Source organism: Vibrio sp. HI00D65 (genome assembly GCF_001635455.1).
Lineage (GTDB): Bacteria > Pseudomonadota > Gammaproteobacteria > Enterobacterales > Vibrionaceae > Vibrio.
Window position 1 is genome coordinate 1 of the sequence record NZ_LWEH01000085.1, and the last position, 26,238, is coordinate 26,238.

The 26,238-nt window shown below is 44.1% G+C and carries 17 protein-coding genes and 3 pseudogenes; 5 read left to right on the forward strand and 15 right to left on the reverse strand.

What is annotated here, in order from left to right; all coding sequences use genetic code 11:
• Positions 1–268 precede the first annotated feature (268 nt).
• Positions 269–1,690: a hypothetical protein gene (locus A3712_RS07995; protein ID WP_063522997.1), complete on the forward strand. Its 1,422-nt coding sequence runs from the start codon at positions 269–271 to the stop codon at positions 1,688–1,690.
• Positions 1,691–1,774: 84 nt separating this feature from the next.
• On the opposite strand, the gene A3712_RS08000 is transcribed toward A3712_RS07995, so the two are convergent.
• The 4 genes and pseudogenes from A3712_RS08000 to A3712_RS08015 all read right to left on the reverse strand — a co-directional run bounded on the left by A3712_RS08000 (position 1,775) and on the right by A3712_RS08015 (position 7,730).
• Complete coding sequence (locus A3712_RS08000; protein WP_063522998.1) at positions 1,775–3,658, reverse strand: methyl-accepting chemotaxis protein; 1,884 nt, start codon at positions 3,656–3,658, stop codon at positions 1,775–1,777.
• 311 nt (positions 3,659–3,969) lie between these two features.
• Positions 3,970–5,541: a BCCT family transporter gene (locus A3712_RS08005; RefSeq protein WP_063522999.1), complete on the reverse strand. Its 1,572-nt coding sequence runs from the start codon at positions 5,539–5,541 to the stop codon at positions 3,970–3,972.
• Between the two features lie 432 nt (positions 5,542–5,973).
• Positions 5,974–6,834: pseudogene (locus A3712_RS08010) on the reverse strand (TRAP transporter substrate-binding protein); the annotation flags it as partial.
• A 503-nt stretch (positions 6,835–7,337) separates the two neighbouring features.
• The gene (locus A3712_RS08015) at positions 7,338–7,730 is read right to left on the reverse strand and encodes a hypothetical protein (protein WP_004740184.1); all 393 of its coding nucleotides are present in this window, start codon (positions 7,728–7,730) and stop codon (positions 7,338–7,340) included.
• A 220-nt stretch (positions 7,731–7,950) separates the two neighbouring features.
• On the opposite strand from A3712_RS08015, the gene A3712_RS08020 reads away from it, so the two are divergent.
• Positions 7,951–8,751 carry a DUF2982 domain-containing protein gene (locus A3712_RS08020; RefSeq protein ID WP_063523000.1) on the forward strand — a complete coding sequence of 267 codons (801 nt, stop codon included), beginning with the start codon at positions 7,951–7,953 and terminating at the stop codon, positions 8,749–8,751.
• A 120-nt stretch (positions 8,752–8,871) separates the two neighbouring features.
• On the opposite strand, the gene A3712_RS08025 is transcribed toward A3712_RS08020, so the two are convergent.
• The 9 genes from A3712_RS08025 to A3712_RS27710 form a co-directional block, all read right to left on the reverse strand.
• Positions 8,872–9,525: an MBL fold metallo-hydrolase gene (locus A3712_RS08025; protein WP_061032775.1), complete on the reverse strand. Its 654-nt coding sequence runs from the start codon at positions 9,523–9,525 to the stop codon at positions 8,872–8,874.
• Positions 9,526–9,625: 100 nt separating this feature from the next.
• A complete protein-coding gene (locus tag A3712_RS08030; protein ID WP_063523001.1) occupies positions 9,626–10,174 on the reverse strand; it encodes a YcbK family protein in 549 nt (182 codons plus the stop codon).
• Positions 10,175–10,373: 199 nt separating this feature from the next.
• Positions 10,374–11,912: a L,D-transpeptidase family protein gene (locus A3712_RS08035; protein WP_063523002.1), complete on the reverse strand. Its 1,539-nt coding sequence runs from the start codon at positions 11,910–11,912 to the stop codon at positions 10,374–10,376.
• Positions 11,913–11,991: 79 nt separating this feature from the next.
• A complete protein-coding gene (locus A3712_RS08040; RefSeq protein WP_063523003.1) occupies positions 11,992–13,077 on the reverse strand; it encodes a DUF1513 domain-containing protein in 1,086 nt (361 codons plus the stop codon).
• On the reverse strand, positions 13,067–14,128 hold the full coding sequence (locus tag A3712_RS08045; RefSeq protein WP_063523004.1) for an imelysin family protein: 1,062 nt from the start codon (positions 14,126–14,128) through the stop codon (positions 13,067–13,069). The genes A3712_RS08040 and A3712_RS08045 overlap by 11 nt, the downstream gene beginning before the upstream one ends.
• A gap of 160 nt (positions 14,129–14,288) precedes the next feature.
• A complete protein-coding gene (locus A3712_RS08050) occupies positions 14,289–15,677 on the reverse strand; it encodes a di-heme oxidoreductase family protein (RefSeq protein WP_063523005.1) in 1,389 nt (462 codons plus the stop codon).
• A gap of 112 nt (positions 15,678–15,789) precedes the next feature.
• Positions 15,790–17,049: an imelysin family protein gene (locus tag A3712_RS08055; RefSeq protein ID WP_063523006.1), complete on the reverse strand. Its 1,260-nt coding sequence runs from the start codon at positions 17,047–17,049 to the stop codon at positions 15,790–15,792.
• Between the two features lie 174 nt (positions 17,050–17,223).
• Positions 17,224–17,820, reverse strand: coding sequence for a GTP cyclohydrolase II (locus A3712_RS08060; protein ID WP_008222023.1), 597 nt, complete (start codon positions 17,818–17,820; stop codon positions 17,224–17,226).
• Between the two features lie 249 nt (positions 17,821–18,069).
• Positions 18,070–18,246: a hypothetical protein gene (locus A3712_RS27710; RefSeq protein WP_004740200.1), complete on the reverse strand. Its 177-nt coding sequence runs from the start codon at positions 18,244–18,246 to the stop codon at positions 18,070–18,072.
• 294 nt (positions 18,247–18,540) lie between these two features.
• On the opposite strand from A3712_RS27710, the pseudogene A3712_RS08065 reads away from it, so the two are divergent.
• Positions 18,541–18,886 (forward strand): annotated as a pseudogene (locus A3712_RS08065) (rhodanese-like domain-containing protein).
• A gap of 26 nt (positions 18,887–18,912) precedes the next feature.
• On the opposite strand, the pseudogene A3712_RS08070 reads toward A3712_RS08065, so the two are convergent.
• Together A3712_RS08070 and gyrA are read right to left on the reverse strand one after the other, a co-directional pair.
• Positions 18,913–19,508, reverse strand: a pseudogene (locus A3712_RS08070) (tetratricopeptide repeat protein).
• 199 nt (positions 19,509–19,707) lie between these two features.
• Positions 19,708–22,350, reverse strand: coding sequence for a DNA topoisomerase (ATP-hydrolyzing) subunit A (gene gyrA, locus A3712_RS08075; protein ID WP_063523007.1), 2,643 nt, complete (start codon positions 22,348–22,350; stop codon positions 19,708–19,710).
• Positions 22,351–22,608: 258 nt separating this feature from the next.
• Between gyrA and ubiG the strand changes: the two genes are divergently transcribed.
• Complete coding sequence (gene ubiG / locus A3712_RS08080) at positions 22,609–23,352, forward strand: bifunctional 2-polyprenyl-6-hydroxyphenol methylase/3-demethylubiquinol 3-O-methyltransferase UbiG (protein ID WP_063523008.1); 744 nt, start codon at positions 22,609–22,611, stop codon at positions 23,350–23,352.
• A gap of 509 nt (positions 23,353–23,861) precedes the next feature.
• The gene (gene nrdA / locus A3712_RS08085) at positions 23,862–26,144 is read left to right on the forward strand and encodes a class 1a ribonucleoside-diphosphate reductase subunit alpha (protein ID WP_063523009.1); all 2,283 of its coding nucleotides are present in this window, start codon (positions 23,862–23,864) and stop codon (positions 26,142–26,144) included.
• The last annotated feature ends 94 nt before the right edge of the window (positions 26,145–26,238 follow it).

The window sequence follows — 26,238 nt, forward strand, 5'->3', positions numbered from 1 at the left end:
TTTGGACAAAGCTGTTGAAGTAGCGAAAAAATACTTCTAATCCAGACTTCAGTAGTGGGCCATTCTGTCGCCCACTACTCTCCCACCCGGTTTCCCCGCCCTAGCTTATCTCACCAAGCCAATCCATCGTCTAAACCAATCGCCCGAGCAAATCATTAATGCGTCATTTGTAATTAATATCAATACAGAACTTACAAAAGCTTACTCAGAGAAAATACCATTTCTTGTAACATGCGAGCTTTATTGCTTGCAGATAATTTGGTTCTCTATGATAAATAAACTCATTATTCCTACTCTTGTTGTTACAACAATGCTTACTGCGTGTGGTGGCGGAAGCGGTGGCGGTAACAACAGCAGTGCTTCAAAAAATGTCATTGACGCATCTAGCGCCAACTCAGTGGTTAGCTTGGGCAACAATTTCTCGCTGCAATTCAGCGTAAAGTCGATTAAAAATGGCGCAGACAAAAACGTGAACGTTGATATTACTCAGTACGGTAATAATCTAAAGTCAAGCGGCAGTTTTGCTCAAGTTCATGGTATCCCAGAGCGCAACTATAAGACTCAAAATGACGCAGACATTACGTTTAAAGTAACGGCAACAAACTCGTCTGGTAAAACGTATGATGTTGAAAATTTTAATATTTACTACGAGAACTTCAACTCAACTACAACACCAGAAAAACTTGCTGTTGCGAAAGTCGAAAACAACATCAAGAACATCGTTCTCTGGAAAAAAGCCGACACCGTAACCATCAACAAGCAATTCATCATCGATAGCACTGGCGACAAGTTTAATATCGACCAAATGAGACCGATGAACCTTTACGTACGCGTTGGTAACACCCTAAGTAACGCTATCCAATTTGTTCCAAGCTTCGCTAAAAACTCTTCAGAGACGTTCGCTCGTGTTCCAACAGGTGATTGTTCTGTTATTTCAGACACAACAGGCGACTTGCTTAACAATGGCATCAAGCAACGCAGTTGCGTGGAAGCTCATGGTTACAAGATCCCTTTACTGATTGAAGACAAAACACAGAATGACGGCACAGCTAAAGTTGCGCACGTTAAGAAGATCATGCAGTACTACCTTGATAACTTCCCAGCTGAAGTGACCAAGGCTATCTACGACAGCAAAGCTGCGATGGCGTTCTTTTACGATGAAGACTGGGCTGATGGACCGAATAGAGACGCAGGTGAATATTTAGATGAGAATTACCGCTTCCAAGATCTATTCGCGACTGAAACGACAGATACTACAGCAGGCGAAAACAAGCCGGACTTAGCAAATCAACGAGACGCTGCGTTTGAGGAGATCATTCACTTTGTACACGACTACGGTGTGATGAATTTGGCGGTACAATCACCTTCATCAAAGTGGGGAGTTATGCAAAAAGAACTCGATGAGCTGAATGAAAAAGCGATTCTTGCGGGCTCTTACTTTCCAAATGGAAAAGACTCTACAATCGTTGAAGCTGACCTAGACGCTGAGTCATACGATCAAGAATACCTAGCCTACTCTCTGTATGCTTACTACGACGTAAACTACAAAGGCTACAGCGCTCAAGAGCTAAATTCCGCGACATTCATAGAGCTTCAAAAGAACGACCCTGCGATGGTGAAGTTTATGGAGAAATACTTCCCTACTCGCGCCAACCTAAAAGCGAAGTTCTCTGGTTACCCGAACAACTAGTTCTCGGTGCATGAGCCTCCAACTAAGAGGCAAAAAAAGCCGAATGTGATCATCACATTCGGCTTTAAATTTACGCTTTAGTGCTTACAGCTTGAAGCGACTGATTTCGCTCTCTAGCTCGTGAGACAGTTCAGACAGCTGAGCTGCTTGCTCTGCCGCTTGGTGTGCTTCGTCTGCTAGCTCGTTAGATACGTCACGGATTCCCTCAGTGTTACGAGTTATCTCAGACGTTACAGAAGCTTGCTCTTCTGCCGCAGAAGCAATCTGTGTCGCCATGTCGCTAATACGTTCCACAGCAGCATGAATTTGCGTTAGGCTTGCAGCCGCTGAGTTTGCATCATCAACACTGGTTTCAGCCAAAGTACGGCTGTCATTCATGATGCTAACCGCTTTGCCTGTTGTACCTTGTAACAATTCGATAGTCTGTTGAATCTCTTGTGTTGAACCGTGTGTACGTTGGCTCAGAACACGAACTTCATCAGCAACAACCGCGAAGCCACGACCTTGCTCACCCGCACGTGCAGCTTCAATTGCAGCGTTTAGTGCAAGTAGATTCGTTTGTTCAGCGATACCTTGAATGTTCGACAAAATAGCGTTAATGCTGTTGCCGTGCTCTTCAAGTTCTAGGATCACGTTCGTTGCGATTTGAACTTCTTGAGCAAGGTTTTGAATGGAACTTTGAGTCTGTGTCACTTGATCAGTACCGTGCTCACACGCGCCAACAGCTTCAGATGAGTTCTGAGCTGTGTGGTCAGCATTACCCGCGATCTCTTGTGTTGCTGCAGCCATTTCGTTAACGGCTGTTGCGACCATATTGATTTCGTCTTGTTGCATCTGGATACGAGCGCTACGTTCTTCAGCCTGAGAAGCCGTTTGACGCGCTTGGTTAGCCAATGCAGCAGACACCTCACTTAGCTTGATCACCATTGTGTGCATGTTGCCCACAAAACGGTTGAAGTTTTGTGCAAGCTGTCCAATTTCATCGTCGCTCTTGGGTTCAAGACGCTGAGTAAGGTCACCTTCACCTGAAGCGATCTCTTCAAGTGCAGCAGAAACTCGGTTTAGGTCGCGGAATAGGAAGCTAACCAACCAAGAAACCAGTACGATCACAATAAGCGTAATCACTACAGCAGTCATAATAAGCTGAGTAAGCAGTGTTGAGTGGTTTGCTTCTTCAGTCGCTCGGTCCATCTGAACCGCGAAGATCCAGTTAGTGTTTGGTACTTTCGTGAAGTAAAGCAGCTTCTCAGCGCCACGTTCTTTAATGATCTCGATGCTACCAGTACGCACTGCGTTCTCGATGATAGGCATAGAAATGTCATTAGAAAGCTGGCTTACCGGCTTCAGGCTTAGTGATGAATCTGGGTGCGCTAGGAATGTGCCGTCAGACGCATCAATTAACATCGCGTGCGCATTGTCACCCACATCTAGGCTGATAACGTCATTAACCAATTGGTCGATAAGTACGTCCGCACCCACAACACCAACAAGCTGACCATTGTGACGAACGGGTTCTGCGATGGTTACGAGTAGTGCTTTAGTGATTGCATCTTGGTAAGCCGTAGTAATGATCTGCTTACCTGCTGCGTTTGCTTCTTGGTACCAAGGGCGTTGACGAGGATCGTAACCAACACGGTTACGTTCAGGGTGTGAACGGTACATGCCACCTTCTGGTGTACCTAAAAAGATATCGTCAAAACCACCCGCTACGCGAGCTTGCTTTAGGAAAGGAACAACATCGCTTTCTCGTGAAAAGTCATTAAATGCTGATGCGATATCCGTGCGAATACCAATCCAGTTTTTAATACCTTCAGATGCTGCTTCCGATACGCTTTCAGCTCGTAGGTATACGCCATTACGAGTCTGTTCAAATAGTTGGTTTGCTGATAGCCAGGTCAACGCTGTTGCCATAACTATAACAGCAGATAGGCTAGCACCTATTAACTTCTGTTTTAGTGTTAGTTTCATGTCAAAGTTTCACGAGTGGTGGGGAAATCCCGCGCATACTACCCAATATCAGTATTAAATTCGAGCGATTTCACAATTTAATATCGTAATATATTTTTATGTAAACCATAGTCTTATGGTTATGCCAATTAGTTGGCGTATCGCCAAGTTCAAGGCGCTATTAACGATATGGTTATTGCAATTTTTGTCGGCTTTAGCATGGTATAACAGGTATGAAAAATAGATGTAAAAAAGCAGGTGATTCTCTCACCTGCCTTTATTCAATGTTGACTTCAAACGCCTATTAGCGCGCCTGATTGTTGCAATAAGCGTTAGCGTTTTTCTGTACGCATACCCATTAGCAAGCTCACACACATCAGTAACAGAATGATGGTGAATGGCAGTGCCGTCGAGATAGCACCAGCTTGTAGAGCTTGTACGGCTTCAGTACCACCAACCCACAACAGCGCCACTGCAATCGCACCTTCAAGGAACGCCCAGAAAACACGCTGAGGAACCGGTGTATCCACTTTACCACCAGCGGTAATGCTGTCGATAACCAAAGAGCCTGAGTCAGACGATGTAATGAAGAATACTAGAACCAATACAACCGCAATGATTGATAGCAACGTACCAAACGGTAGCGCATCGAACATTTGGAACATCGCTAGAGATACGTCGGTTAAGCCTTCACTACCCAGAGTACCAATGTTATTTACGATTTGGTCAATCGCCATACCGCCAAATACTGACATCCAAATGATAGTTACAGTAGTTGGAACAATCAGAACCGCTGTGATGAACTCACGAACCGTACGACCTTTAGATACACGTGCGATGAACATACCTACGAATGGTGACCATGAAATCCACCATGCCCAGTAGAATACCGTCCAACCGTGCAACCATGCTTGGTCTTCACGACCGTGAGGGTTACTCAGTGGAATGATGTTCTCGATGTACGCCATTAAGGTTGTTGGGATAGAGCCCAGTGTCACTGCGTAACCGATTAGTGCGACCAAGATAAGCAGTAAAAAGGCTACCAGCATGTTGATATTACTGATAACTTTTACACCGCCATCGATACCACGAAGTACCGATACGACTGCGAGTAAAGTCACCACAGTAATCACGATAACTTGTAAGCCCAAACCAGCTTCAAGGCCAAATACGTGTTGAATACCACTTGCTGCTTGCTGTGCACCTAGACCTAGCGACGTCGCCAGACCAAATAGAGTCGCAAGTACCGCCAGAATATCAACAACGTGACCAGCCCAGCCCCATGCTCTATCACCTAGAATTGGGTAGAAAATAGAACGAATCGAAAGCGGTAGTCCCTTGTTGTAAGAGAAGAATGCTAACGAAAGAGCAACCACACCATAAATCGCCCAAGGGTGTAGACCCCAGTGATACATGGTTGCGCCTAGTGCTAATTTAGCTGCTTCTGGTGTGTTCGGTTCAACGCCAAGTGGTGTCTCAAACCAACCTGTGTAGTAAGCCGCTGGCTCTGCCACACTCCAGAACATCAAACCGATCCCCATACCCGCTGCAAATAGCATGGATAGCCAAGACATGAATGAGTAGTCTGCCGTTGCATCAACACCACCAAGGCGGATTTTACCAAACGGAGAAACGATCAAGCCTAAGCAGAAGATGACAAAAATATTGCCTGACCAGATGAAAAGCCAATCGAATGAATTGATAATTTGCCCTTTAACGCCATCCAGTGCAGCTTTCGCCGATGCGGTATCCGTAACCAGAACACCAATCAAAAACAGAGCAATCAAACCTGCACTAATGCCAAATACTGGGTTGTGTACGTCGAAACCCCATTTTTGGACGTTATCCTGACCAACAGTGTAATCGGTACTGTCAATACTGTATTTATCTATACCTTTAGTCATTATCCCTCTCTACGGAATACTACTAATATCCCTTACTTACCTGTGACCCAATCACAAACTCGACCCTACAATCCAAGTAGTACAAACTGTTGTCACATAAATTCAAATACTTGGATGTCTGAAGTTTAGCAGGTTAACTTGTTGTTTTCAGTAAACCTCAATCGGTTCGTTTGGTTTTCATCCAATATTCACGTAAATACTCAAACTACTGATGAAAAAAAAGCCGAACATGTCGGCCTTTTGTTTAATATTACTTTTAGCTCAAAGCATTTTTATGTTTAACCATTTGATTTTCTGTTCGTAAACCTAGCAATAAGCTTAGGCACATAAGCAATCATAATCACCTAGCCTGTGCAACATTTAGACTCATAGACTTGCTTTGAGTTGACTATTTACATTGAAGATAACCCAATGAAAACTCAATCCACAAGCCCAGTTCTTACCACTTTCGTGCGTTGCTTGTGTGTACATGTCGTAAGCCGCTGTGCGCATTGCAACACGAAAGATTTCTTGTAGATCTTCAGAAAGCTTGTTCACTAGAAATTGAAGCTCTGAACCGGGCTCGTGCCAACCTGTGTAGTAGTAAGGTGCAATTTTGTGGAAACCCATTCGTAGATCCAGTAAAGGACCTACCCACTCTAGTGCATCAATCGTGCGACGCTCTAGAGACGTGTATAGCTCACCAGGGGCAATGTTCGTTGGTTTAGCGCCTAGCTCTGCAAGGATTTCACCCGCAAAACCAGAGATTCGCATCTTCAGACCTTGTAGATCTTCAACACTGTTGATCTCTTTTTGAAACCAACCACCCATCTGAATATCCGTATTACCACCAGGGAACGACATCAAGTTATGCGGAGAATAAACCTGCTCCATCAACTCCATACCGCCACCGTGGTAGAACCATGCGTATTGCTCTGCTGGCGTCATACTGAAAGGCATCGAAGTGAAGTAAAGAGTGTTTGGAACTTTACCTTTCCAGTAGTAAGAGCCAGAGTGGCCCATGTTGTATTGACCAGACTTAACCATGTCAAAAACGCCCAGAGGACCATTGTGTTTGTTCGCTGAATCGATTCTGATTTACAGTCGACCATTCGACACTTTCTCAGCCATCGCCGCCATGCTCTTCTTAGCGTCACCGAAAACTGGGAAGTTTGGTCCCCACGTTTCAGCAAGTTTTAAACGTTAAACCTTATCCGCAGCTGTTGCACCAGTAGCGACCAAAGCTAAACAAGCTGCAGCAGTCACCGCTACGTTTTTAAAAACTCGTGTAAGGGAGTTAGAAATGAGACTCATATTCACGTCCTTTGTTGGGTTAACACTCTTTCTTTGAGTATTTTTATGATTCAACATAAGAGTGCACCGCGATGAGGCAACAAGATATCAGGGAGAGCACGCACGGATACCCCGCACAAAGATACGTATTAGACCAAAGAACTAAGTAGAACGACGTAGGAGATAAATGACTATCACCAGTTTTAAAGCACCAAGACTATTCACACGAAGAATGCAAATTGATAAATACTTAAGTATTTGCAATGAATCCGTATTAACACTTGTTTGCTATTTCGTGATGAAGCTCTATTCATCGCTTTAGTTTTGGGGGAAATTATAGGTATTTCTATTCGAGATTCGCCCTACTTTGGTGCTTACTGATAAGAGGCAAAGCCAGAGGTTAACCAAAATAAGCAAACAGGGAGTTTGGAGGGAACGTAGGAGTGAGCCTTATGCTACAGATACAAAAAAGCCTCGATAATCGAGGCTTAAAAACTTAACGAAGCGAATATCATCCCGTGGGATTAGATAGCTTTGTAGATAACCTTGTTACCTGCTAGCTGCTCTTTCGCTACTAGGTTTTCTTCAAGAAGTTTTTTCAATGCGCCTGTTGCCCATGAAGCTGCTTTCGCGTCTTCTTGACCAGCTGCTAGGCCGATACCTTTAGGGTTAATGCCTTCAGCATTGCTAACAACGATGTCTAGAACTTGTTGTTGCTTAGGAGTCAGTGCTACTGCAACTTCTTTAGTTGCTGCTACTGTTTTCTCTACCGCTGGTTTTGCTGCTACAGTTTTTTCTGCTACAACTTTCTCTGCGACAGGCTTCGCTTTTTTCGGCGTTGCCACTGCTTTAACTACAGCCGCTTTAGTGCGTTTCTGCAGTTTAGCCTGCACCTTACGCTTATGAGCAAGTCTCATTGAATATTTCTCCAGTTCACTGCTCTTTTCGCAGTGGTGAAAATTTGAAGCGCGATTTATACCAAAAAACAGGAGCTATTTGTAGAGTGAAGCGCCGAAAGTCGACGAAAAATACCGATATTGTCTACTAGCGTCTATTATTTAAACATCGACTTATCAATTCAGGGTCATATACACTGGTTATCCATCCAGACAAAAATATGAAAACTTGGTGTTGCCTATGGACACTCGTCATCTCACTAACTTCTCTTTGCCCTCGTTCAATCGAGCATACCGTATTCTAGCTGTTATTTTGAGCTTTATTTGCTTCATCATTGCACTCTATAGCGATAATCCAAAGTTACTGATCGTAGGTGCTTTTTGCATTATTACATTGCTTGGAACAGGCTATTATTTGATGCTACGCAGCCGAGTGATGTTCACTCTCACTCCGACACATTTTCAGCAGCACTTTTTTAAAGGCGGATGGGTTTTAAAATGGAGTAATATACAAAAAATCGGCTTGTGTACTTATGAACAAGATGGCTGGCATCAACCTCTTCCTTGGATCGGTATTAAAGTCAAAGATTACTCACCCTACTTAGATTCCATCTGCCCTAAAATCACCTGCGAATTACTGCTCAGCCAGCGCGCACTGTTATACTTAGGAGCCAAACAAGCGGGTAAGGAGTCGAACTTTGAAGACATGGTTCTCGACTCTTCGCATTACCACGCTCGCTGCACTGAAGCTGGCTGTGTAGAGCTGAGTAAATTTAAAGAATCAGAAAACACTGAAGAGCGCTATTTTAATGACAGCCAAACACAAGCTGCATCTGCCCCCTCTAAAACATCAAGTGACGAGAAAGCCGTCATCAAAGATTATTCAGGACTACAGGCGATGCTCGCCAACAGAATGAAATATCAAAGAGGTTTTCACGGCTACGATATTTTTATATCAACCAATGACTTAAATATTAGCGGGGAAGAGTTTGTAGGTTTAGCTCGGCGCTACCTAGCCGCTGCCGAGCGTATTTCTGATTAGCACCCAATAGGCTTAGAAAGTAAATCAGCACGCTAATCAACGATGAACCATAAAAAAAGCTTAGCTTTCAGAAGAAAAGCTAAGCTTCATTTTCAATCGTTCTGATGTTCTATGACAGACCTAGTACAAAGGCATCTCATCGGCTACGAATGGGTTTGATGCGCGCTCACGACCAAATGTTGATTCAGGGCCATGACCAGGAACGAAGGTTACATCGCTGCCTAATGGCCAAAGCTTGGTCTTGATCGATGTGATAAGCGTGTTGAAATCACCTTGTGGGAAGTCAGTACGACCAATGGCACCATTAAACAGCACATCACCAACAAACGCCAAACGAGCTTGCTCGCTAAACAGTACCACGTGGCCTGGTGTGTGGCCCGGAGTGTGAATCACATCGATAACTTGGTTACCAAACGTTACTTTGTCACCCTCTTCTAACCACGTGTTTGGTTCAAACGCTTTACACAGAGGGAAACCGAACATTTGGCTTTGATTCTCAAGGCCTTGTAGCCAGAAGTTGTCTGCCTTATGTGGGCCAACAATCTCAACATTCAACATCTCTGAAAGTGGCACCGTACCACCCACATGATCTAAGTGACCATGAGTCAGCACCAAGTTCACTACCTTAACACCCAGCTCTTCGATGATTGCAGCCAGCTGTTGAATGTCACCACCTGGATCAACAACAATGCCTTCCATAGTTTCATCACACCACACAATCGAGCAGTTTTGAGCGAAAGAGGTAACAGGTACAACTTGATACTTAAGAGACATATACAAACCTTAGAGGGCAAACTGAAATTTGGGCAAACTATGACATTGGATGTCTACTTTGACAAGTACCTACCGCTTTGCTCACCCACTGAGTCTTGCTCTACCAAGTTCGTACAGGGCCAGTATCAATGTGAATGAAGTTGCTGCGAGCATAGTAACCCACACCACCCGCTTGTAGGCTTCTCGCTACGTCTCTCAACTCTTTCAAGTCAACACCATCAATACGGAAATCGATCGCTTTACCAAGCATGTGGTAGCTCTTTTTAGCAACGCCGCTCGACTTAGAGCGTAACGCTTCGTTGGTTGCTGGAGAGCGGTAGCCAGATATGATCTGAACTTCTTTTTGAATGCCTAAGATATTTTGAATCTGAGTAATTTGATCAAAAAGGTTCTTATCCATTGGGTGTATTTCGTTACGGCGGAAGTCACGACATAGTTTGCTAAGGCGCGCCATCTCATCACCAATATAGTTGGTGCCATCGAAATAGCAGGACTCTAACCTTTCACCAGTATGGAGGTTGTTCATGCTAATCGTTCTTGGTTGATCAGGGTATGAAGCAAAAGCAATAGAAGGAGTAAGTGAGGCAACAACAGCAGTGCCACCAGCGTAAGTCAGGAACTGACGGCGTGAAAATAAACTTTGAGACATACAGCAAGAAAACCCAATTATATCGAACAAAAAACGCACGATACATAATGGGAATTGCTGCGTCAACGCACAAAAAACGTGCGAAACGTTAGTATTTGTAACCTTTGTACGGTTAGTTATTGATACTCATTATAATTTTATCAATAAAGAGTGGGTTGTCATTTTTTGGTCAAGATCACCATTTTATACATATCCGTCATTAGCCACCCTGTTTATCGTATTGATAAATGTCGCCACGGTACTGTATGCCCTCCTCTTCAAACAGCACGGTTTGGTAAATAATGTGTACCGGAATTCGTTTCTTGAGTCGGACCTTTGTATTGGGAGCAAGTTCATCATCCTGATTAGGTACTTTCTTTACCTTAGTCGCAAATAACAACTCCGCGAGTTCTTTGGCATGCTCAACACGAATGCAACCTGAGCTGTAGGCGCGGAAGTCATCGTTAAACAAGCTTTTACTCGGGGTGTCATGGAGATAGATGGCTCGCTTGTTGGGTGTATTGAACTTATACAAACCTAATGCGTTGCTAGAGCCTGCTTGTTGGCGCATTCGATAAGGAAACGAGTTGAAGTTGATCGTCTGCCAATCTATCTCGGTAGTATCGACGGTTTCCATCGAACGCCAACCATCGATCACTTGAAAATTGTGTGTTTCAAGGTAGCTCTCGTCGGCTTTTACTTTAGGCAAGATATCTTTAACCATGATTTTCCATGGCACGTTCCAAGTCGGATTTAAGATAACCGAATCAAGTTTTATCTCTAAGAGTGGTGTTTTTCTCGATTTTCTCCCAACCACAACTTTAGATTCAAAAACCTCTTCCCCATCTTCCCAATACTTCATATCAAAACTAGGTACATTCACCACAATCAGTGAGTCTCTATTTCTAGGCCATAAGCGGGCACGCTCGGCGTTCAATGCTAGGGAAGTAAGTCGATCATCAAAACCCATGTTGATCCACTTGATCGTGTCTGGTCCGATAATCCCATCCGCGGTAATCCCATGCATGCGCTGAAAAACTTTGGTCGCGATTTGCAAGTCTCGATCAAACCGAGGAGAGTCGACAGCGATCATAGAAGTATCAACACCCACCAATGCAATGCGCTCAACCAGCGTCGCTTTGTCTGAAAGCTTATCTCCCAAGCGTTTTAGGCCTTTCTGGCGGTAGCGTTTAATACCAAGTTCTGATGCCGTGTTTAAAACAGAATAGGTTGCTTTGAATTGGTCAAAATCGCCAACCGGCGGCGCGTAAGACAACACCATCTCTAATAAGTAATCATTGGCGACGCTGCTTTTAAGTCGCGTAACAATATGAGGTGAAGGCGCGGGCAATTTAGAGTGCAGCTGCCCAGAGAAATACCACTCCTTACCTATGATTGGCGCATTCTCAACGTAGCTCAGATAGTAGATGAAAGTGTCGGTGAGCAGTATGTCTAACTCTTGCCACTGCTGGCGAGATTGGTATTGGCGAATCTGTTTGAGCTGTCGTTCGAAAAGCGGTGCCATCTTTGCCTGTTCAATCAGCGATAACTGGAATTCAAACGCTTTAACAAGCTCCGGAGAGTCCCACAAGAATGGAAATGAGGTGTCTTGATAAATACTCTGGGTGAGTTCGGGGTAGATAATCATGAAAGAAAGCTCTGAATCTGCCGGAATAAACCGACTCTCCTCAGAACTCGTATAGCTCCATGTGTTCATGGAAACTAGCAGCAATAATCCACAGAAGTATTTAGCTAACATGCTCACTCCAACTTTTTCCATCCCATAAGTATGGCAAAGAAATTGGAGCCAGCATGTTATTTTTAGATGACGTTATGAATCAAATAGAACTCCAGTGGTTGTCCCACTGAATGGAGGATTGCTGTGTTGATTTCTCATAAGGTTTGCGTTGGCTAACCACACTCCCCGCCCCAGAACTTAATCTAAATTCGCCATCAAGAAGTACTGCACCGGAAGCATCAGACAATGCCGATAGCTCCACTAACTCTTTGGTTTGCTTAGACCAAATGCCGTAGCAATTGCCTCGTGGTGAGGTAGCGATAATCCAATCATCGGATGCTGCGATACTTGCAATGTAGTGATTAAATCGCGCCCATTGCTCTGGCTCTGCGTTCAAAGATTCGAACTCACCGCCTTTCGTATGCATTGCTAAAAGTGAAGGATATTCATCAGGTTCGCCACGATATTGCTGGCCACAAAGTACTGTCTCTGCCCCATCATGCGCTAAGTGTCGAATGCTTAACTTCTTATCCAGCAATTCAACCTGCTCAAGAAGCTCACCTTGCGATGAAACATAGCTCAAACTAGGCTGCATGGAATCCAAGTTTTTCGGTGTTCGACCATCAGTGTGTACACCGCCAACTCCGATAGCAAGATTACCATCGGGCATAATAATCACCTCGTGAGGGCCAATGCCAAAACCGGTGAATTCTTCGATCTTGCGGTATCCTTGCGCAACATCATAGACGCCAATTACGCCCTGGCTTGTGTCCGTTTTCCCTTCAGTCGCATACAGTAGAGTACCGTCTAACGAGTAAACGCCGTGACCGTAGAAGTGACGGTTGTTACCCTTCACTACCATTTTTATCTGCTCACCACTTTTGTAGTCAAACACCATAAAGTAGTCACCAGGGCGACGGGCAAACACCACAGCATGTGATGACGTTGGGCAAATGGCAACACCATGTCCACGCTCGGGGATCGGTAGCTGAGTCAGTGGCATGCCATATTCATCAGCGACAACTGCGGAATACTGGTCTCGACCATTAAGCGCGCAACCAATCAACTGAGGTTTTTTCGATGCGTTTTCACCTGAACGGCTTGCACATCCGAACGGAAGCACTGGGACAGCAGCACACCCAAGTGCTGCTTTCAATAAGTTTCTTCGTGTAGTATCAGTCACCATCGGTAGCATTAAATCCTATTACCACGCCCAGCTCTATCGCTACTTCTTCATGAATCAGGTACTTCAAACGTTCTAGCTTGTTGTACTGGGTAAGAACTTCTCGGTAACCTTCTTTGCTCTGCAGTAAACTGAACAAGCTCGAACCCGTTGGCCAAGTCTCTAAGGTCAGTGTGAACTGATCAGCAACACGATCAGCCAAATCATTAAGCCCTTTCTCTCTCAGCAAGCCATCAAGGCCGTTACCATCAGCTAGATACAATTTCTCTAGAGCTGCAACGTTCGCTTTTAGTTGAATCATAGAGGTTTGCGCTCGCCAGGATTCTGAAAAGTATGGGCGCGGATGACCAATTTTTGCCATCGGACGGCTTAACTTCTTCATGCTGTAATCAAGCTGATTCGTCAAAAGAGCAATGTATTCCGACTCCCAGCGCATCTCATCCAAAGCAAGCCATGGGTTTACTTGCCAAGCTGCAGAAATTGAAGCTGATTTCATTGCCAAGTTTTGTGCGATCGCTTGTGAAGACAAACAGCCCGATGCCTTATCTTTAAGCAATGGTGATTGCTGGTCATATAGCGCCCACTCCAAAGCACCCAAACCTTGAACTGTCACGCTTTGCTGTGCGATTTCGTCTTGCGTCCAAGCTTTATTCTGTTGCGTCAACTGACGCATTTTAAGGCCTGTGGTGTTCTTTTTGTCTGGCCAGAATTGAACATTCCAGCTCTCTTCTAACGCGGCTGTTGGACCACGCTCTTGCCCTTGTAGTGCCATCCAACTATTCATGGTCAGCTGCCACTGATTTTTAACGGTATCTAACTCAACGTTATTTGTTTCACAGTAACCTTGCATCAAGGCTTCTAATTCGCTCGATTGCTTAGCGAATAGTACTGCTGAATCAAACTCCTGTTGATACACACTACGACTAATATGACTTGTCGTGTCGGCTTGATAAGACACACCGTTAACCTCTGACGAAGCCACTTGCTCCCCTGATGATTGACAGCCTGCCATGGCTAAAACCGACAAAGGCATTAACAATAATTTTTGAGCCATGCTGTTACCTTACTTCCTAATTTTTCTTTTAATTATATGAGTTCATCAAATATGAAAACGACCGCTACGCTCGTATTTCTACAAGATCAGCGGCAGTCAGTCATTTATTCGCTACTTGCTTTACTCATCAAGCCTCTAGCTCAAATGAGTTCAAGTTAGCTTATAGTGAATCTAAGAACGCCAGCAGTGCTTCACGTTCGCTACGACTGAGTGACAACACTTTCTGTTTCGCCATCTCAGCTTCACCACCGTGCCAAAGCACCGCTTCCATCACGTTTCTTGCTCGACCATCATGCAGCAAGAAGCTGTGGCCATTCACTTCTTTGGTATAGCCTAAACCCCACAGGGGTGTGGTTCGCCACTCACGTCCATTCGCTAGATACTCTGGACGATTATCCGCTAGGCCTTCGCCCATATCATGCAGCAGCATATCGGTATAAGGGCTGATTAACTGGTCAGATAGTGCTGGCAAACCTTCGCGCTTGGCTGTACGAATTTCAGCTTGGTGGCAGCTTTGGCAACCAACCTCATTGAACAATTGTTTGCCTTGAATGACTGCCGGATCATCAACATTACGACGGATTGGAACCGCCAAATGTTGAGAATAGAACTCTACGAAGTCGAGAATGTTGTCACTTACTTCAGGCTCACCACCATTTGGGAAGTCATCACAAGTTGATTGGGCTGAGGTGCAGTTTTCGTTCGGAAATAAGCTGCTTGTTAAGCCTAAATCACCGTTAAATGCTGCCGCATTTTGCTGCATGAGATTTGGCTGACCAGCTTTCCAACCGAAACGTCCCAGTGCCATTTCGTTTGTGCGAACATCAAGAACGTAATTGGCTTTACCCGATACGCCTTGGTTATCCGCTGCTTGTTGCTTCGCGAAACCAAGAACCGTCTCTTGAGGAATACTCTCGAGTAGGCCCAAACCGATCATCGGTGGCGCAACACGAGCTGAGAATTCTGTTTTAGGGTGCATTTCACCGAAAGCAAGTTCAGTGATCTTTAAAGAAGGTTTACGCAGAGTAACAACCGTGCCGTCTTTAAAAGTAACAGGCACATTTGTGTAACTGATGTTCACCTTGCCCTCTGGTTTTACCCCTTGAAGTGCAAAATCTTGCAACTGACCGCCGTATGTAGGCTCTGGAATGCCACCATCGCGAATAAAGGCTTGTCGCTGCTCAGGTGTTTCTGCTGGGATACTAAGACGAACCAACATAGACACAGCGTTTTCATCGCTTTTTTCTGGCGCGTGGCCTCGCCCATCTTTGATGTGACAGTTTTGGCAACCATTGGTGTTAAATAACGGACCTAGACCATCTCGAGCGTCAGTTGATGATGGAGCGGGTACCCAAGGGTTTCTAAAGAAGCTGTTACCAACGCTGAAATCTAAGCGTTTGCTCATTGGCAAGTTAGCAGCAGGAAGAGAAAAAGCATTCGCCCCGTCCTTCTTTACGGTTGTTTTACCACCGGAGTAGGTTTCATGAGCGTGTAATGGAGATACGAAAAACAGTGCGGTTAAGAGTGAGGCTGATAGATACGACTTCATACATTGCCTTGCTGAATTTTTGATTTTAGTTTTTATAAAGAAGTGGCTTTTTTTCTTAGCAAACAATTAAGGGCTCAATCAGAGCCCTTACATTTGTTCCTGGCTCGGGTTCTTAGAACTCGTGGTCAGCCGTGTCTGGGTTTAGGCTATCGATGCCAATCACACCAGCAGCACGCTCAATTGCAGCTGTTTGAGATACTAGAGCAACAATTGTTTTGTTTACTAATGCATTACCTGCAGCGTTGTCAGCAGCGATTAGCTGGTCAAAGTGCTGGTTGTTTTTCTCAGCCGATGTTACTAGCTGGCCTACTTGTGCACGTGCTAGGTCAAACTGCTTTTGAATCTCTTTCGCCGCTTGCTCATCTTTTTGCTCAACTAGGTCAAATAGGCTTGGACCTGAAAGTAGAGTACCGTCTTCACGCTTGTATAGACCCGTGTAAACGTTGTAGATGCCTTGCTCATTGTAGTAGTGAGAGTGGTGCGTGTTATCAGAGAAGCAATCGTGCTCATCTTCAGTAGAGTTAGCTTCTAGAGCTACCTTCATACGCTCACCAGCAAGTTCACCTAGAGAAAGTGAACCCATGCCGAATAGCATTTTACGTAGACCATTTTCGCTAGGCTCAGAAAGAAGCTCTTGACGGTAGTTACCTTTCTCGCCTTTAGCCCACTGCTTTTCCATCCACTCTAGATCTTGAACTAGTAGCTCAGCAGATGCTTTTAGGTATGAACCACGACGGTCACAGTTACCGTTTGTACATTCAGCCCCAACAACGAAGTCAGTGTAAGCACGCTGACCAGCACCTGCGTTTGTGCCGTTTAGGTCTTGGCCCCAAAGTAGGAATTCAATCGCGTGGTAACCAGATGCAACGTTCGCTTCAGAACCACCGATCTCGTTAAGCTCGGCAATTAGTTTAGGCGTAATGTTCGTCGCGTCTACTGTCGTTTGACCGATTTGGAACGTTTTGTTTGCAACGATGTTAGCGCTTGCGCCCTCGTTACCCAGTTCGTATTGATAATCAGAAGAAACGTAATCAATCAGACCTTCATCTAGTGGCCATGCATTCAGTTGACCTTCCCAATCATCAACAACCACGTTGCCGAAGCGGAATACTTCTGACTGTTGGTATGGTACGCGAGATTCAAGCCAAGCCAGTTTTACTTTTTCGAAGTTGCCAGCAGAAGGAGAAGCTAAAAAGGTATCGATAGAAGAGTTCAACGCTTTTGCTGTGATTACTGAGTCAGCAAATACCGCGTGTGCAATATCTGCGTAATGTTCTACAACTTGATCTTGAGTTACTGCAGCGAAAGAAGAAGCAGAGGCAAAAATGAGTGACGAAGTTACGGCTTTTGTCACTAAAGATTTGATAGTCATGAAGCATCCTTGTTGAGCTTTAAATTATTATTTGTAGTAATAGTGCAAACCATTATCATTTACACTACGGATTCAAATAATACAAACTTACAATTTTATTGCAAGATAAATACAAAAAAACCTCACATATGTGAGGTCTTTAAATATTTTGTGTTAGGCGCAACAAGCAGCGGATTAGATATCCAGATTATGCTTGCCATGTGAAACTTTAGCTTTTAGGTAGCTTTCATTGCCAGATTTGATATGAGCAGAAGTATTCACCACTTCTTCAATCTCGATACCATAGGACTTAAGCTCATTAATCTTCTTAGGGTTGTTCGTCAACAAACGAATCTTCGGGATACCTAGCGCACGCAGCATCTCAGCCGCTTCAGTGAAATCACGCAAATCATCACCAAAGCCTAGATGGTTATTTGCTTCGTAGGTGTTCATACCTTCACTTTGAAGACGGTATGCATCGATCTTATTATATAAACCAATACCACGGCCTTCTTGGCGTAGATAAAGAATCACACCGCCAGTTTCACCCATGATTCTAATGGTTTCATCTAACTGCTCACCGCAATCACAGCGAGAAGAGTGGAAAACATCACCAGTAAGGCACTCAGAGTGCATACGAACAAGAGGGACATCTTGTGTTTTATCTGCTGATTTAAATATTACAGCAACATGCTCTTTATCTGTTTTCAATCCATGAAAAGAGAGTAATTCAGCATCAATACTGCTTGTTACCCCTACTTTGAAATCTATTCTGGCACGTACTTCCGCCATAGTTATACTCACTTGAAAATTCGATGTATTTAACAACACTACATTATATGTCTGGGCAATATTTTGTAGCTAGCTATCTAATGATAGACACTATGAGGCTGTTAACAATTTTTTTCAAGGTCGATGGTGACAAAATTGTTATATTATAACAACCATTCTTCCAGGTAAGAAAAAACCCCACATTGGAATGACCAACATGGGGTTATAAATGAACCAGTTGCGGCGAATCGTGCTCGTTTTACCGAACGATTAACTTACTTGAGTCTGTTTCCAAATAACAAGTTGAACCCAAGCATTTTCCAGCTCAGCTAACTCTTCTTGTGTCAGAGTTGAGATGCTCGATTTCGCACTGTATCTTTCTGCCCATTTATCTGATTGGACATGAGTATGGAACTCTTTTTTTAAATTTGAGATGACGTTATCCACAGACACATCCTTATATAACAGTGCGTTGCCTTTATAATTCTCTAATGTTACAAAATACAGTTCAATTGGTAAACAGTAATACACAATTTTTATGAGCGCTTTCTAACACTTTTTAATGATAAATATATAAATAATAGGCTCGTTAACAGCCAAAGTAATAAAGCACTGAGAAGCAATACTTCTTAAACACCGTGGCACCTAATTGGGAAGCGCAAGCTGAAAAGCGTGAAGCCAGCTACCAATACTAATTCCTCCCAATTTCACATTACCTTTAGCTAATTCAACGAGCCAAGAATGAAGCACTTACTTTCACATTCGGCATTATGCATCGCACTATTAAGTTCAGGACTTCACGCCTCAGAACGAGCTGAAACAGGGTGGGAAATGATAGGGGAAGCTGCGCTTGTCGTTGACGTAAGAACACCAGAAGAGTTCAAGCAAGGGAATCTAGATAATGCGATTAACTACCCTCTTTCTGAAGTTGCAATGCACTTTGCTAGCATAGACAAAGCTAAGCCTATCGTTTTTTATTGCCGTAGTGGTAACCGCTCAGGGCAAGCTTACCCAGTATTTGAAAGCTCAAGGGTTTACACAGATCCACAACGCTGGCGGTCTAATTGAGATGCAGGAAAATAAATAACTTAGAGGTTTGAGGTGATACCAAGCTTAATGTAGCATCTGCTTAGCTTGGTTGATCGAATGAATGATAGAGACACGATAATACCTTTCTGGTTAGAGTCGAGGATTTGAGTCCATGCGTCGAGCGCTTGTTGACAGCGCATGCTGATGAAGTGATCGGTCGCTATTAACATCAATGCCGTACGATCGTTGGGATCAAGATCCATAGATTGCTTTAGTAGTCTTTTCACATCATCACTCATCGCCTGTGAGCTCAGGTAATATAAGGCGCTCGCTTTAGCTGCGTAAAGCTCAGGAAGGCGCCTCTGGATCTAAACGAATCGCGTAGTCGTAACAGTTATAGGCTGCGTCGAACTCCCCTTTCTGCATATAGACTCCATCTAATTTAAATCACAGGCCTGATTGATTAGGGTCTTGCTTAAGGCTTTGTTGAAGTTCATTTTGGAAATCTGTTGCCGAATAACTAATGTCGTAATCAGAAGAGAGTGAGGAGTCACTTGCTTCATCTGCGACCAAACCAGAACGCTGGCTAGTATTGCAACAAGTGAGATAACAAGATTACTTTTGAGATTATTGGTATTTCTGTTTGATGCAACTACGATCACCACCAAGAACAAACTCATTAGCTGCAAAGCAATCAATAACTAGATATCCATTCTACTCTCCTTTTATCGACTTTTTTACTCTACCTTTTTCTCACTAAAACAATATTGATCGAGGTTTAGCTATTGGCTTTTAAATAAGTCACCGGCGAATTCTAAGTAATAAAAAACCGAGCACAACGGCTCGGTTTTTGTCTCAACTTCCTAGAGAAGTGAAAGATTACTCTGTGTCTTGCTCACTATCAGAAGCGTCTGATACTTGCTCTTCACTTGACTCAGAGGCCACTGGTGTTTCAGCGTTTGCTTCTTCAGCTTCGCCTTCAACTACCTCAGCTTCCTCTACTTCGTCGATACGTTGTAGACCTACAACATTCTCGTCGTCAGAAGTACGAATCAGTGTTACACCTTGAGTGTTACGACCAACTTGGCTCACTTCCGCAACGCGAGTACGTACTAGCGTACCTGCGTCGGTGATCATCATCATTTCATCGCCTTCTTCAACTTGAACCGCACCAACAACTGGGCCGTTGCGTTCAGAGACTTTGATAGATACTACACCTTGCGTTGCACGGCCTTTCGTTGGGTATTCTGCTAGCTCAGTACGCTTACCGTAACCGTTTTGAGTTACAGTTAGGATATCGCCTTCGTTAGAAGGAACAATCAGTGATACCACTTGATCGTCTTCTGGTATCTTCATACCACGAACACCAGAGGCAGTACGGCCCATTGCACGTACTTTGTCCTCGTTGAAGCGAACAACTTTGCCCGATTTAGAGAACAGCATGATGTCGCTGTCACCGTTAGTGATGTCAACGCCAATCAATGAATCGTCCTCACGTAGGTTAACTGCGATTAGGCCGTTAGCACGTACGTTTGCGAATTGATCCAGAGATGTCTTCTTAACAGTACCGTCACCGGTTGCCATGAAGATGAACTTGTCGTTAGAGAACTCAGAAACAGGCAGAATAGCTGTAATGCGTTCACCTTCTTCTAGAGGAAGAATGTTAACGATAGGCTTACCACGAGCAGTACGACTTGCTAATGGTAGTTGGTAAACTTTCAGACGGTATGTCTTACCACGCGTAGAGAAACATAGGATGTTGTCGTGAGTGTTAGCAACAAGCAGACGCTCAATGTAATCCTCATCTTTCATCTTAGTTGCACTCTTACCTTTACCACCTCGGCGCTGAGCTTCGTAGTCGCTTAAGATTTGGTACTTGACGTAACCTGCATTAGAAAGCGTTACTACAACGTCTTCTTGAGCGATTAGCTCTTCCATGTCAATATCGTGAACCGCTGCTGTGATTTCTGTACGACGCTCGTCGCCATAGATTTCACGTACCGCTTCAAGTTCTTCACGGATCACTTCCATCAAACGCTCAGTGCTTGCAAGAATGTGCATTAGCTCAGCGATTTCTTCTAGAAGTGCTTTGTATTCGTCTAGAATCTTCTCGTGCTCAAGGCCTGTTAGGCGGTGAAGACGAAGCTCTAGAATTGCTTGTGCTTGTGTTTCCGTTAGGAAGTATTGGCCATCGCGGATGCCGTATTGGTCTTCTAACCAATCAGGACGAGCTGCGTCAGTACCTGCACGCTCAAGCATTGAAGCCACGTTACCAAGATCCCAACCACGAGACACTAAGCCAATCTTAGCTTCTGCCGGTGTTGGAGCGTTCTTGATAAGTTCGATAACTTCATCAATGTTAGCAAGTGCTAGAGACAATGCTTCAAGGATGTGTGCACGGTCACGCGCTTTCTTCAGTTCGAAGATAGTACGACGTGTCACAACTTCGCGACGGTGGTCAACGAAGCACTTAAGCATGTCTTTTAGGTTAAACAACTGTGGTTGGCCATTGTTTAGAGCAACCATGTTGATACCGAAAGTCGTTTGCAGCTGAGTTTGTGCGTATAGGTTGTTCAGAACAACTTCACCCACAGCGTCGCGCTTACATTCAATAACAATACGCATACCATCTTTATCAGATTCGTCACGTAGAGCACTGATGCCTTCTACTTTCTTATCTTTAACCAGTTCAGCAATTTTCTCGATCAGACGAGCTTTGTTTACTTGGTAAGGGATCTCAGTAACGATAATGGTCTCTTTACCATTCTTGTCAGCTTCGATGTCCGCTTTTGAACGCATGTAAACTTTACCGCGGCCAGTCTTGTATGCATCTACGATGCCTTTACGACCACTAATAAGTGCTGCTGTCGGGAAGTCAGGACCAGGAATGTAGTCCATTAGCTCATCAATCGTGATCTCTTCGTTATTGATAAGTGCTAAACAGCCATCAACAACTTCACCTAGGTTATGAGGTGGGATGTTGGTAGCCATACCTACTGCGATACCAGAAGCACCGTTTACCAATAGGTTAGGAATTTTTGTCGGAAGAACTGCTGGGATTTGTTCAGTACCATCGTAGTTAGGTACGTAATCCACAGTTTCCTTATCAAGGTCAGCCAAAAGCTCGTGAGCAATTTTCGCCATACGAACTTCGGTATAACGCATTGCAGCCGCGGAGTCGCCATCGATAGAACCAAAGTTACCTTGGCCATCAACTAGCATGTAACGCAGTGAGAACGGTTGAGCCATACGAACAATTGTGTCGTATACAGCACTATCACCATGCGGGTGGTATTTACCGATTACATCACCTACTACACGAGCAGACTTTTTATATGGTTTGTTCCAATCATTACCTAGTACATTCATCGCGAACAAAACGCGGCGGTGTACTGGTTTTAGGCCATCACGCACATCTGGAAGGGCACGACCAACGATGACGGACATCGCATAGTCTAGGTATGAACCTCTAAGCTCATCTTCAATATTTACGGGCGTGATCTCTTTCGCTAGATCGCTCATAGAGCCATTTTCCCTCTATAGTCAGATCGTATATTTGAATACGTATAAGACCGAAAAATATAACACAAATTTACCTACGGAGGCATCACTTTCCCTATCCTTTTATCATCTTGTGACCCTTGTAGCCAATCAATTGATGAGAAATTGCACCTCAGCATCATATCTCGCTGAAACATGGTCACTTTACATCCAATAAATTCGCAAAATTGTAGATCTTCTGGTCAGCACGAAAAGGCAAGTTATAATGCCTGCAATTTCATGGATGCATTATTTAACTTGGAAATGCCGATTATGACTAAATCACAGAACGTAGACCCAGCAGAAATTAAGAAATTCGAAGACATGGCATCGCGCTGGTGGGATCTCGAAGGCGAGTTTAAGCCTCTGCACCAAATCAACCCACTTCGCCTAAATTACGTACTAGAAAAAACCGAAGGCTTGTTTGGTAAGAAAGTCCTCGATGTTGGCTGCGGCGGCGGTATTTTAGCGGAGAGTATGGCTGTTGAAGGTGCGGTAGTCACTGGCTTAGATATGGGCAAAGAACCACTAGAAGTAGCTCGTCTTCATGCTCTAGAAACCGGCACCAAGCTAGATTACATCCAAAGCACAATTGAAGACCATGCTGAGCAAAACCCACAAACTTACGATGTGGTGACATGTATGGAAATGCTGGAGCACGTCCCGGACCCACAATCTGTGATTACTGCGTGTTCAAAATTGGTAAAACCGGGTGGACACGTTTTCTTCTCTACGTTGAACCGCAATTTCAAATCTTACTTGTTCGCTATTGTTGGCGCAGAGAAACTGCTTAGAATTGTTCCTGAAGGTACTCACGAGCATGACAAGTTCATTCGCCCAGCTGAACTTATCAAGATGATAGACAACACCGCACTTCAGGAATTAGGCATCACTGGCCTGCACTATAATCCGTTAACTGACAGTTACCGTTTAGGGCAAAACGTTGATGTTAACTACATAGTTCACACTAAAAATTTCGCCTAACAAATATCAATAAATCACCCGCAAAATTTTTTAATAAAAAAGACTAATGAAAAGAGTTGCAATTAACATAACTTTGCGACTTTTTTCAGTCTAAATTTCGTGCGCCAGCTTCCATTTTGACCACCTAGATTTAAATTTAATCGCCGAAAATCCATCGCTCATTTTGCCCAAAGATCAAGGGATTTTTTTTTATCGACGTGCAAAAATAAAGCATCCTTAAAAGGCGAGTTTTATACAATCAAGTGACATCTAACCTCATCAGTTAGTGGTTACTTACAGTTTTTTTTCAATCCACCACTTATCCACAAGCAACCCCATTTCTTTGCCTTGAAAAATGTCAGTTGTAGCACTATCTTGTAACCCAACAAACAAATGACCCCCATATGTTGTGTTTGAACTACAATATATGGGTAGACCAAGTTCACAAAGCCGAAACGTAATTTACAAAAATTACACAGAAATAGACAAAAACACGGCCTTGTTCAGTTTTGTTAGGGAAATTAAGCAGAATGAACCAACAACTTACTGTTACTAAGCGTAACGGGCGCAAAGAAACGATCGATTTAGAGAAAATCCATCGCGTGATCACATGGGCAGCTGAAGGCTTGCACAATGTTTCTGTATCACAAGTAGAATTGAAAGCTCAAATTCAGTTTTACGATGGCATTACCACTACTGATATCCATGAGACAATCATCAAGTCAGCAGCGGATCTAATCTCTGAAGAGACTCCAGATTACCAATATCTTGCAGCACGTCTTGCAGTATTCCACCTACGTAAAAAAGCGTACGGCGAATACGAGCCGCCTGCTCTCTACGACCACGTTGAAAAACTGGTTGATATGGGTAAATATGATAGCCACCTAATGGAAGACTACACGAAGGCTGAGTTCGACGAACTTGACTCGTACATCGACCACAAGCGTGACTTAGATTTTTCTTACGCAGCGGTTAAACAGCTTGAAGGTAAATACTTCGTACAAAACCGTGTAACGAAAGAAATCTACGAGAGTGCTCAGTTCCTTTACATTCTAGTTGCCGCGTGTCTATTCGCTAAATACCCGAAATCGACTCGTCTTGACTACATCAAACGTTTCTACGACGCATCGTCTACGTTTAAGATTTCTCTACCTACACCGATCATGTCTGGTGTACGTACGCCTACTCGCCAATTCAGTTCTTGTGTACTGATCGAGTGTGGTGACAGCCTTGATTCTATCAACGCAACTGCAAGCTCAATTGTTCGTTACGTATCTCAACGTGCTGGTATCGGTATCAACGCAGGTCGTATCCGCGCACTTGGTTCTGAAATCCGTAATGGTGAAGCGTTCCACACAGGCTGTATCCCTTTCTACAAATACTTCCAAACAGCAGTAAAATGTTGTTCCCAAGGTGGTGTTCGTGGTGGTGCGGCAACGGTATTCTACCCACTATGGCACGGTGAAGTTCAGTCTCTACTAGTACTAAAGAACAACCGTGGTGTTGAAGAGAACCGTGTTCGTCACATGGATTACGGCGTACAGCTGAACAAGCTTATGTACGCTCGCCTAGTTCAAGGTGGCAACATCAGCTTGTTCTCACCTTCTGACGTACCTGGCCTATACGATGCGTTCTTCGAAAACCAAGAACGTTTTGAAGAACTTTACGTTAAGTACGAAAACGATCCGTCAATCAAGCGTGAAACAGTAAAAGCAGTAGAGCTATTCTCTCTATTGATGCAAGAGCGTGCTTCTACTGGTCGTATCTACATTCAGAATGTTGACCACTGTAATACACACAGCCCGTTTGACTCTGAAGTTGCTCCTGTTCGTCAATCGAACCTGTGTCTAGAAATTGCGCTGCCAACTAAGCCGCTTTCTAATGTAGAAGATGACGAAGGCGAAATTGCACTATGTACGCTTTCAGCATTTAACCTTGGAGCAATAAACGAACTGGATGACCTAGCAGAGCTTTCTGAACTGGTTGTTCGTGCTCTAGACGCACTTCTTGATTACCAAGACTACCCGCTTCCAGCAGCATACAAGTCGACAATGAACCGTCGTACTCTAGGTGTAGGTGTTATCAACTACGCGTACTACCTAGCGAAGAATGGTGTGAAGTATTCTGACGGCAGCGCAAATGGCCTGACTCACCGTACTTTTGAAGCGATTCAATACCACCTACTAAAAGCGTCTGTTGAACTAGCGAAAGAGCAAGGTCGTTGCCCATCTTTCCACGAGACTAACTACGCGAAAGGCCTACTGCCAATCGATACTTACAAGAAAGATATCGACTTAGTATGTGATGAACCTCTGCACTACGATTGGGATGCGCTACGCGAGGAGATCATGGAGCATGGTCTACGTAACTCTACGCTAACTGCGCTTATGCCTTCTGAGACTTCGTCTCAAATCTCGAACGCGACTAACGGTATCGAGCCACCACGTGGTTACGTATCGGTGAAAGCATCGAAAGACGGCATCCTGAAGCAAGTGGTTCCAGACTTCCTAAATCTTAAAGAGAACTACGAGCTACTTTGGAACATTGGTTCTAACGACGGTTACCTGCACCTAGTGGGTATCATGCAAAAATTCGTTGACCAAGCTATCTCTGCAAACACTAACTATGATCCAAGTGTTTACGATAGCGGTAAAGTACCAATGAAGAAGCTGCTTCAAGACCTACTGACTGCATACAAGTATGGTGTTAAGACGCTTTACTACCATAACACTCGTGATGGTGCTAAAGACGACCAAGGTGACGCTATAACAGTGCCGGAAGAAGATTGTGAAGGCGGCGGTTGTAAGATATAAACCGCAGTAAAAATATTAAGACCCCAGAGAAGTTATCTTCTCTGGGTCTAAAGCATTAACAAGGTTCGTTTTATGACGAGTCTTTAAAGGATTT